The following is a 3,103-nucleotide window of genomic DNA, read 5'->3' as shown; positions in this document are numbered from 1 at the left end:
CATCATATTTGATCCCCAACGGATCGAAGACGCTGGCGATGCCTTCGGTCTCCAGCTGCTGATAGCTGGCGCCAGGCACTTCCACCGGCAGGAACACCTTGTCGCCCTGCTTCACCATCTTGTGGTCGACGAGATACTTGGCCCAGATCACGCCCGCCTCCTTGAGATCGGCGCCGACATAGGCCTGCCGTCCGGTCGCCGGATCGTCTGTGTTGAAGAACACGATCGGGATCCCGGCCGCCTTGGCAGCCTTCACTTCCTCGGTCCATAGGCCCGGCTGGGCCGAGGTGGTGGCGATGCCGTCGGGCTTGGCCGCAAGCGCGGAATTGAAGGCCTCCTTCTGCGCCGCCATGTCGCCGCCGCTGAAGGAAATCTTGCAGGTCACCTTGAGCTGGTCGCAGGCTTTGGTTGCGCCGGCATTCCAGTCGAGCCAGAACGCATCCGATGGGCCGCCATGCGACAGCAGGTAGAACGTCTTCTGGCCATCCTGCGCCATTACCGGCGAGGCGAATGCGATGCCCGCGAACACAGTCGCGGCCGCTGCCAGTTTCAATCCGAATTTCAACACTGCAATTCCTCCCTTGTTGTTGCTTCCAAGCCGGATGCACCGCCGGCAAAGGGCGGCGCACAGCTGGTCAGAGACCGTTGGCGCGGAACTTGTCGTCGAGAAATTTCTTGGCCCTCGGCACGTCGTCTTCCGAAAGGTGTTCGATGATCACCGGGATGTTCGGGTTCTTCTGCGACAGGCGCTGCAGATAGAGGTCGTAGTTCAGCGAGCCGGTGCCCGGCGCGTTGAGGACCATCTCGCCAACGCCGCGGAAGGTGTGCGAGGCCAGCGCGTCGTCATCGCCGATGTCCGCATGCTTCTCGCTCTTGTCGTCGCCGGCTCGTGCGACATCCTTGGCATGCGCGATCTTGACCTTGTCGGCCAGCGTGTCGAACACCTGGTTCAGCACCTTGTCCATCTGGTCGATGTTGTGGCTTTCGAAGTAGTTGGTCGGATCCATCAGCAGGCCGAGGCCCGGATGGTCGACCTGCGCGAACATCCTCACCGTTTCCTCGACCGAGCCGACGACATTGTTGACGTAGGTTTCGAGCAGGAACATTGAGCCGTGGTCATAGGCTTCCTGCGCCAGTTCGGAGATCACCTTGCGGCACATCTCAAAACCCTCTTCGGACTTGTTCTTGGGATCGCTCATCCACTCGCTCTCGGTGTTGTAGGTACCGGTCTCCGAGATCACGTAAGGACTGCCGAGCTGGCGGGCGTTGCGGATGATTTCCTTCAGCCGATCGACATTCGCCTTGCGGTGCGCGAGGTCGGGATGAATGACATTGGTGTAGCCCGAGATGCAGCAGATCGGCAGGTCGTGGGCACGGAACGTGTCGCGAACCTTCTTGGCCTTATCCTTGGTGATCTGGCCGGCCGACAGGTCGATATCCTTGAAATGAAGGTCGAGCTGCACGGTGTTGAAACCGTGGCCACGGATCTTCTTCGCCGTCTCTTCGAGGCCGTACGGGAAATAGCCCGTGAAAATACCTGCCTGCATCATGGTGTGAATTCCTCCCTGTAAGCGATTCAGTTGTCTGGTGTTTCAGTTGCGGTGATCAGGTAGCGATTTCGGAAAGCTTGACCGTGCGGCCCTCGTCGATCGAGCGATAACCCGCCTCGACCAGCGCCATGGTCTTGACGTTGTCGGCGACCGACAGCGCCGGCGGTGTGCCGGTCCTCACCGCGTGCTGGAGCTGCTCCATCACCCCGATAAAGGCATGCGGGAACCACATCGTGTCCCAGCTCGGACTGACCCACTCGCCTCCGGTCGTCTCGGTCGAGGCATAGGTCAGCGTCGAGGCAGCGCCCGTCGGCCAGCCAATGGTGCCCTTCGCGACCCCCTTGCTGCCGTCGACGCGCCATTTGATGTGCTGGTCGTCCTTGTAGCCATCCTGACGCGGACCGGACCAGACATCCTCCAGCGACACGGCAAGCACACCGGACGGGAAGCGCAGCGTCGACACGGTGATGCCGTCGGAATGGTCGAATGTCGTGCGCGGATCCTTGCGTGTCAGCGTGGTGATCTCGTCGGGATCGCCGAACAGAAAGCGCAGCACGTCGAGATGATGCACGCTCATATTGGCGAGCGTCAGCCGGTCATAATCCTCGAGGAAGCTCTGCCAGTGCGGGATGGCGTGCATGTCGATCTGCGCGAAGACGATGTCGCCCAGCGCGCCGCTGTCGATGATCTGCTTCAAGACGCGCATCGACTGGTCGTAGCGCATGTTCTGGTTGACCGAGAGGATCTTGCCGGCCTTGGCCGCCTCGTCACGCAGCTTGACCGCTTCCTCGACCGACAAGGCCAACGGCTTCTGCGCCAGGATCGCCTTGATGTGCTTCTGCTTCAGCGCGTGACGGATCAGCGCCGGCTGCAGGTCGGGCGGGAAAGCAAGGTCGATGATCTCGACATTTTCGTCCTCGATCAGTTTTTCCGGTGTGTCGTGGACGGTCGGAATGCCCCAGCGCGTCGCCACCTTCTCGGCGCTGGCCCTGGTGCGCGAGGCGATTGCCACCACCGGGAACCCAGCTTCCTTGTAGGCGGCGAGATGGCACTCGGCCATGATCATGCCTGCGCCGACGCAGCCGATCTTGTATTCCTTCGTGCGGACCTTCACGTCCGGCTCGAAGCCTTTGCTTCCCATCTCTTCCTCCCGAAACTCTTTCCTTGCGGCGGCCGTCATCGTGCCAACGCTCCGCCGCTCTGTTCGAAATAATGCACTCTGGCCGGCTCGCAGGATATCGCCACCATGGCATCCGGCCGGATGTCGGGCTGGCCGCGCAGCAATGCCTTCAGCCGCGCCTGCCCGGCAGCGAGCGTCACCACGGTATAGCCGCCAAGCGGCTCGACCTCGAACACTCGCGCCGGGCGGCCCGGGCCCCCATCCGCCCACGGTCTAACCTTGATGTCCTCCGGCCTCAGCCCGATCTCCACGGCGTCGGCGGGCGCTGTCTTGTCGTCGATGCGAATCGTGCCTTCAGCCGCTTCGACACCGCCCTCGCCGCGCGCCGATCTGAGGATGTTCATCATCGGCGAACCAAGCAGCCTTGCCACAT

General features: G+C 62.0%; 4 protein-coding genes. All 4 read right to left on the bottom strand.

Annotated features, from left to right (window positions below):
- Positions 1-568 (bottom strand): substrate-binding domain-containing protein (locus EN750_RS26160; RefSeq protein ID WP_145967919.1); only part of this gene is annotated, 568 nt, incomplete at its 3' end.
- Positions 569-635: 67 nt separating this feature from the next.
- The gene (locus tag EN750_RS26155; protein WP_127317901.1) at positions 636-1,550 is read right to left on the bottom strand and encodes a sugar phosphate isomerase/epimerase; all 915 of its coding nucleotides are present in this window, start codon (positions 1,548-1,550) and stop codon (positions 636-638) included.
- Between the two features lie 55 nt (positions 1,551-1,605).
- Positions 1,606-2,691, bottom strand: coding sequence for a Gfo/Idh/MocA family oxidoreductase (locus tag EN750_RS26150; protein WP_127398303.1), 1,086 nt, complete (start codon positions 2,689-2,691; stop codon positions 1,606-1,608).
- A 35-nt stretch (positions 2,692-2,726) separates the two neighbouring features.
- Positions 2,727-3,103 (bottom strand): TOBE domain-containing protein (locus tag EN750_RS26145; RefSeq protein WP_127398301.1); only part of this gene is annotated, 377 nt, incomplete at its 5' end.

The organism is Mesorhizobium sp. M7A.F.Ca.ET.027.03.2.1 (assembly GCF_003999175.1).
In the GTDB taxonomy this organism is placed as follows: domain Bacteria; phylum Pseudomonadota; class Alphaproteobacteria; order Rhizobiales; family Rhizobiaceae; genus Mesorhizobium.
The sequence above is the reverse complement of the archived record's forward strand: the minus strand, read 5'-3'. Positions and strand labels throughout refer to the sequence as shown.